The following is a 6,132-nucleotide window of genomic DNA, read 5'->3' on the forward strand; positions in this document are numbered from 1 at the left end:
AATAATAATTTAGGAATCTGCTTTGGGAAAGAAGATTTGATATAATTATAAATACCAGAACCTCAGGGTCGGGCTTTACATTGCAACTCCTCTTCCGATGCGGAGGATGCGGGGTTTCCATTACAATCCCTGTGACAGGGTTAAAGTTAGAATTATGAAGTGAGGGATTAAAATAAGTTTTACTTTTTTGCCTTACTTCCAACAATTTTAAAACAAAAAATCCCCAACAGTTTATGTTGAGGATTTTTAAATAAAAGACTGGCGGCGACCTACTCTCCCGCTTTCGCAGTACCATCGGCGCAGGCAGGCTTAACTTCTCTGTTCGGAATGGGAAGAGGTGAGCCCTGCCGCTGTAACCACCCTAAATCTTTGAGCCATTAGCCAAAAAGGCATCAGGCATTAGGTGTTTTTAAGCAGTTTAAAACTCTTTGGCTTTCGCCTGTAAAAGTTTAAACTTTAATATTTTAACATACAAAAGAAAGATAATTTGAATCGTAATTATAACAATAAGTTCAATAATTCAAAAACAATAACCAACCTTCGAGCGGCATTGTTAGCAAAGTTTATGGGTAATTAGTACTACTCGACTTTGACATCGCTGTCTTTACATCTATAGCCTATCAACGTTGTCATCTCCAACGACCCTTAAAAGAAATCTCATCTTGTGGCAAGTTTCGCACTTATATGCTTTCAGTGCTTATCTAAACCATACGTAGCTACTCAGCGGTGCACCTGGCGGTACAACTGATACACCAGAGGTATGTTCAACTCGGTCCTCTCGTACTAGAGTCAAGCCCACTCAAATTTCTAACGATCACAATAGATAGAGACCGAACTGTCTCACGACGTTCTGAACCCAGCTCGCGTGCCACTTTAATGGGCGAACAGCCCAACCCTTGGGACCTTCTCCAGCCCCAGGATGTGACGAGCCGACATCGAGGTGCCGAACCTCCCCGTCGATGTGAGCTCTTGGGGGAGACTAGCCTGTTATCCCCGGAGTACCTTTTATCCTATGAGCGATGGCCCTTCCATACGGAACCACCGGATCACTATGTCCTGCTTTCGCACCTGATCGACTTGTAGGTCTCACAGTCAAGCACCCTTATGCCATTACACTCTACGCACGGTTACCAAGCGTGCTGAGGGTACCTTTGAAAGCCTCCGTTACTCTTTTGGAGGCGACCACCCCAGTCAAACTACCCACCACGCAATGTCCTCCCTAAGGAGTTAGGCTCCAGATAAACAAAGGGTGGTATTTCAACGGCGACTCCACACATACTGGCGTACGCGCTTCAAAGTCTCCCACCTATCCTACACATTGTTTACCCGAAGTCAATACGAAGCTATAGTAAAGGTTCACAGGGTCTTTTCGTCCCATTGCGATTAACCGGCATCTTCACCGATACTACAATTTCACCGAGCTCGTGGTTGAGACAGTGCCCAGATCGTTACACCATTCGTGCAGGTCGGAACTTACCCGACAAGGAATTTCGCTACCTTAGGACCGTTATAGTTACGGCCGCCGTTTACCGGGGCTTCAGTCAAGAGCTTCGTCCGAAAACTAACCCCCTTCCTTAACCTTCCGGCACCGGGCAGGTGTCAGACCCTATACTTCATCTTTCGATTTTGCAGAGTCCTGTGTTTTTGATAAACAGTCGCCTGGGCCTCTTCACTGCGGCTGACATTGCTGTCAGCGACCTTTCTCCCGAAGTTACAGGTCGATTTTGCCTAGTTCCTTAACCACGATTCACTCGAGCGCCTGAGGATACTCTCCTCGACCACCTGTGTCGGTTTAGGGTACGGGCTGCTTCACTCGCTATTTCTAGGATGAGATTTCATCAGATTATCACGCCAGCCGAAGCCTTTGTGTACTATCCCTAGTTTACCTAGGTTCAACGTACTATTCCGTCAGTACGCACTGATTACTCCTCACCGTCACTTTTGTTGTGAGCAGGTACGGGAATATTAACCCGTTTGCCATCCACTTCCCCTTTCGGGTACATGTTAGGTCCCGACTAACCCTCAGCTGATTAGCATAGCTGAGGAAACCTTGGTCTTGCGGCGAGAATGTTTCTCACATTCTTTATCGTTACTCATGCCTACATTTTCTTTTCTATAAGCTCCACTGTACCTCGCCGGTCCAGCTTCTGCGCCGATAGAATGCTCCCCTACCACTCTATAAAATAGAGTTCATAGCTTCGGCAGTATACTTATGCCCGATTATTATCCATGCCGGATCGCTCGACTAGTGAGCTGTTACGCACTCGTTAAATGAATAGCTGCTTCCAAGCTAACATCCTAGCTGTCAATGCAATCCGACCGCGTTTGGTCAACTTAGTATACATTTGGGGGCCTTAGCTGATGATCTGGGTTCTTTCCCTCTCGGACATGGACCTTAGCACCCATGCCCTCACTGCTGTGGAACATATTTTAGCATTCGGAGTTTGTCAGGAATTGGTAGGCGGTGAAGCCCCCGCATCCAATCAGTAGCTCTACCTCTAAAATACTTATACACAACGCTGCACCTAAATGCATTTCGGGGAGTACGAGCTATTTCCCAGTTTGATTAGCCTTTCACCCCTACCCACAGGTCATCCCAATACTTTTCAACGTAAACGGGTTCGGTCCTCCACTTTGTGTTACCAAAGCTTCAACCTGCCCATGGGTAGATCACAAGGTTTCGCGTCTAATACCACTGACTATGCGCCCTATTCAGACTCGCTTTCGCTTCGGCTCCGTTGCTGAACAACTTAACCTTGCCAGTGACATTAACTCGTAGGCTCATTATGCAAAAGGCACGCCGTCACCCGTAGGCTCCGACCGCTTGTAAGCGTATGGTTTCAGGTTCTATTTCACCCTTCTATTCGAAGTGCTTTTCACCTTTCCTTCACAGTACTAGTTCACTATCGGTCTTCGAGGAGTATTTAGCCTTGGAGGATGGTCCCCCCATATTCAAACAGGATTTCACGTGTCCCGCCTTACTCGTTATAACTAATGTATGCTTTTCGCTTACAGGACTTTCACCCTCTATGGTTAACCTTTCCAGGTTATTCTGCTAAACATATAAAAGCTTTAGGGCTAATCCGCGTTCGCTCGCCACTACTTACGGAATCTCAATTGATTTCTTTTCCTGTTGGTACTTAGATGTTTCAGTTCCCAACGTTCGCTCCACTTGCGTGGTGACATATCTTCAACATGCCGGGTTGCCCCATTCGGAAATCTTCGGATCAAAATGTGTGTGCCATTCCCCGAAGCTTATCGCAGCTTATCACGTCCTTCATCGCCTCTCGAAGCCTAGGCATCCGCCATACGCTCTTAGTAACTTTTTTCTAACCGCCGCTCTCGTGTTCGGTTATTGTTTTTGTTTTATTGTAGTATCTTACTTATTATAATTTACTTTTCTCGTTATCTTCTTCCAGTATGTCAATGAACTCTTCTAAAGCATTAAAAACGCTTTGTTGTGGAGAATATCGGAGTCGAACCGATGACCTCCTGCGTGCAAGGCAGGCGCTCTAGCCAGCTGAGCTAATTCCCCTCTTTTTTAGTCTAAAGTCTCAAGGCTTTCGCCCATGCCTCAAACTCCTATTCAGTAGTCTCAGGCAGACTCGAACTGCCGACCTCTACATTATCAGTGTAGCGCTCTAACCAGCTGAGCTATGAGACTCTTTCTTCAAAAAGAGTGGTCTTCTATATATTCTTTATGTTATTTAAAGAAAAAGAAAAAAAACCTAAAAAAACTGTCAATTCCAAGTTCAATTTTAAAATTAACTTGGCACAAGTATTCGTCGTCTCTATATAAGAGATGTTCCAGCCGCACCTTCCGGTACGGCTACCTTGTTACGACTTAGCCCTAGTTACCAGTTTTACCCTAGGCAGCTCCTGTTACGGTCACCAACTTCAGGTACCCCCGGCTTCCATGGCTTGACGGGCGGTGTGTACAAGGCCCGGGAACGTATTCACCGCAACATGGCTGATTTGCGATTACTAGCGATTCCAGCTTCATAGAGTCGAGTTGCAGACTCCAATCCGAACTGAGACCGGCTTTCGAGATTCGCATCCTATCGCTAGGTAGCTGCCCTCTGTACCGGCCATTGTAGCACGTGTGTAGCCCAAGACGTAAGGGCCGTGATGACTTGACGTCGTCCCCACCTTCCTCGCAACTTGCGTTGGCAGTCTCACTAGAGTCCCCGTCTTTAAACGCTGGCAACTAGTGATAGGGGTTGCGCTCGTTATAGGACTTAACCTGACACCTCACGGCACGAGCTGACGACAGCCATGCAGCACCTTGCATTCTGTCCGAAGAAAGATCTGTTTCCAGATCGGTCATTATACATTTAAGCCTTGGTAAGGTTCCTCGCGTATCATCGAATTAAACCACATGCTCCACCGCTTGTGCGGGCCCCCGTCAATTCCTTTGAGTTTCATTCTTGCGAACGTACTCCCCAGGTGGGATACTTATCACTTTCGCTTATCCACTGAATCTTGCGATCCAACAGACAGTATCCATCGTTTACGGCGTGGACTACCAGGGTATCTAATCCTGTTCGCTCCCCACGCTTTCGTCCCTCAGCGTCAGTTAAGACTTAGTAACCTGCCTTCGCAATTGGTATTCTGAGTAATATCTAAGCATTTCACCGCTACACTACTCATTCTAGCTACTTCAACCTCACTCAAGACTTGCAGTTTCAAAGGCAGTTCGACAGTTGAGCTGCCGGCTTTCACCTCTGACTTACAAGTCCGCCTGCGGACCCTTTAAACCCAATAAATCCGGATAACGCTTGCACCCTCCGTATTACCGCGGCTGCTGGCACGGAGTTAGCCGGTGCTTATTCCTACGGTACCTTCAACACCCTACACGTAAGGTGGTTTATTCTCGTAGAAAAGCAGTTTACAACCCATAGGGCCGTCTTCCTGCACGCGGGATGGCTGGATCAGGCTCTCACCCATTGTCCAATATTCCTCACTGCTGCCTCCCGTAGGAGTCTGGTCCGTGTCTCAGTACCAGTGTGGGGGTTCACCCTCTCAGGCCCCCTAATGATCATCGTCTTGGTGAGCCGTTACCTCACCAACTAACTAATCATACGCATGTCTATCCTGATCCGATAAATCTTTCAACTCCAAATGATGCCATTCAAAGTATTATAAGGTATTAATCCAAATTTCTCTGGGCTATCCCTTTGATCAGGGCAAGTTACATACGCGTTACGCACCCGTGCGCCGGTCTCTATAATCCGAAAACTATATACCCCTCGGCTTGCATGTGTTAAGCCTCCCGCTAGCGTTCATCCTGAGCCAGGATCAAACTCTCCGTTGTAAAAATTTTAAATGTTTTTAAACTTCGAATATTAATTCCTGTACCTCTTAGAATTGACCGTTATAATTTTAGGCTTTTTTTTCTTCTTTTATTTAAATTACAATGAACTTCTCGTTTCTTAAATTTGCTTCGTATGTTTCTCTGTTTCTCAAAGCGGGTGCAAAGGTAAGCATCTTTTTCTTTCTACCAAATAAATTCTACTTTTTTTTCAAATTTATTTTCTCTTGCTTTCTTCCGATGATCTTCTCTTTACTTTCCGTTAACCTCTTAGTTAATCGGGGTGCAAAGGTAAGTATCTTTTTCAATCCGCAAAATAAATTTTACTTTTTTTTTCAAATTTATTTTTCCCTGCATTTTCGATGATCTTCTCTTTACTGTTTCCCTCTATACGTTGTTCCGTTAAAGGAGTGCAAAGATACATAGCTTTTCTTTACAGCCAAATATTCAACGCTGTTTTTTTCGCCTTTTTTAGCAAATTTAACGCTCTTCATTTAATATCAATCGTTTACAGATAAAAGTTTTTTTAACTGGTTTTTGATCGAAGCCCATTTTTTGTAAATTAAGCTGGTTTTTGTCCGGTGACCACACAGATGGAGCCTGATTTACTGGCAAATATTTCTATCGGTTAATTGGCTTATATAATTATTTCACAACTCCGAATGAGAATGTGCAGTGACGCGAATGTAAAGAATGGACCGGACCAAAGAGACAGCAGAGTCCCACACAGCACCACACCCAATGCGAAAATTTATAACTGTTAACCTAATCTCCCGACAAAAACAACACTCTAAAGATAAAATCGAAACAACTTTATTAAA

The 6,132-nt window shown here is 45.2% G+C and carries 2 tRNA genes and 3 rRNA genes; all 5 read right to left on the bottom strand.

What is annotated here, in order from left to right:
- Nucleotides 1–256: 256 nt before the first annotated feature.
- Nucleotides 257–364 (bottom strand): 5S ribosomal RNA (rrf, locus tag B8977_RS14840).
- 189 nt (nt 365–553) lie between these two features.
- A 23S ribosomal RNA gene (locus tag B8977_RS14845) occupies nt 554–3,329 on the bottom strand.
- Nucleotides 3,330–3,461: 132 nt separating this feature from the next.
- Nucleotides 3,462–3,535: transfer RNA gene (locus tag B8977_RS14850), tRNA-Ala, on the bottom strand.
- Between the two features lie 55 nt (nt 3,536–3,590).
- Nucleotides 3,591–3,664 (bottom strand) — tRNA-Ile (locus B8977_RS14855).
- A 131-nt stretch (nt 3,665–3,795) separates the two neighbouring features.
- Nucleotides 3,796–5,314: ribosomal RNA gene (locus B8977_RS14860) — 16S ribosomal RNA — on the bottom strand.
- Together the 16S, 23S and 5S rRNA genes with 2 tRNA genes alongside form the textbook arrangement of a ribosomal RNA operon.
- Nucleotides 5,315–6,132 lie beyond the last annotated feature (818 nt).

This window comes from Moheibacter sediminis (genome assembly GCF_900176425.1).
In the GTDB taxonomy this organism is placed as follows: Bacteria; Bacteroidota; Bacteroidia; order Flavobacteriales; family Weeksellaceae; genus Moheibacter; species Moheibacter sediminis.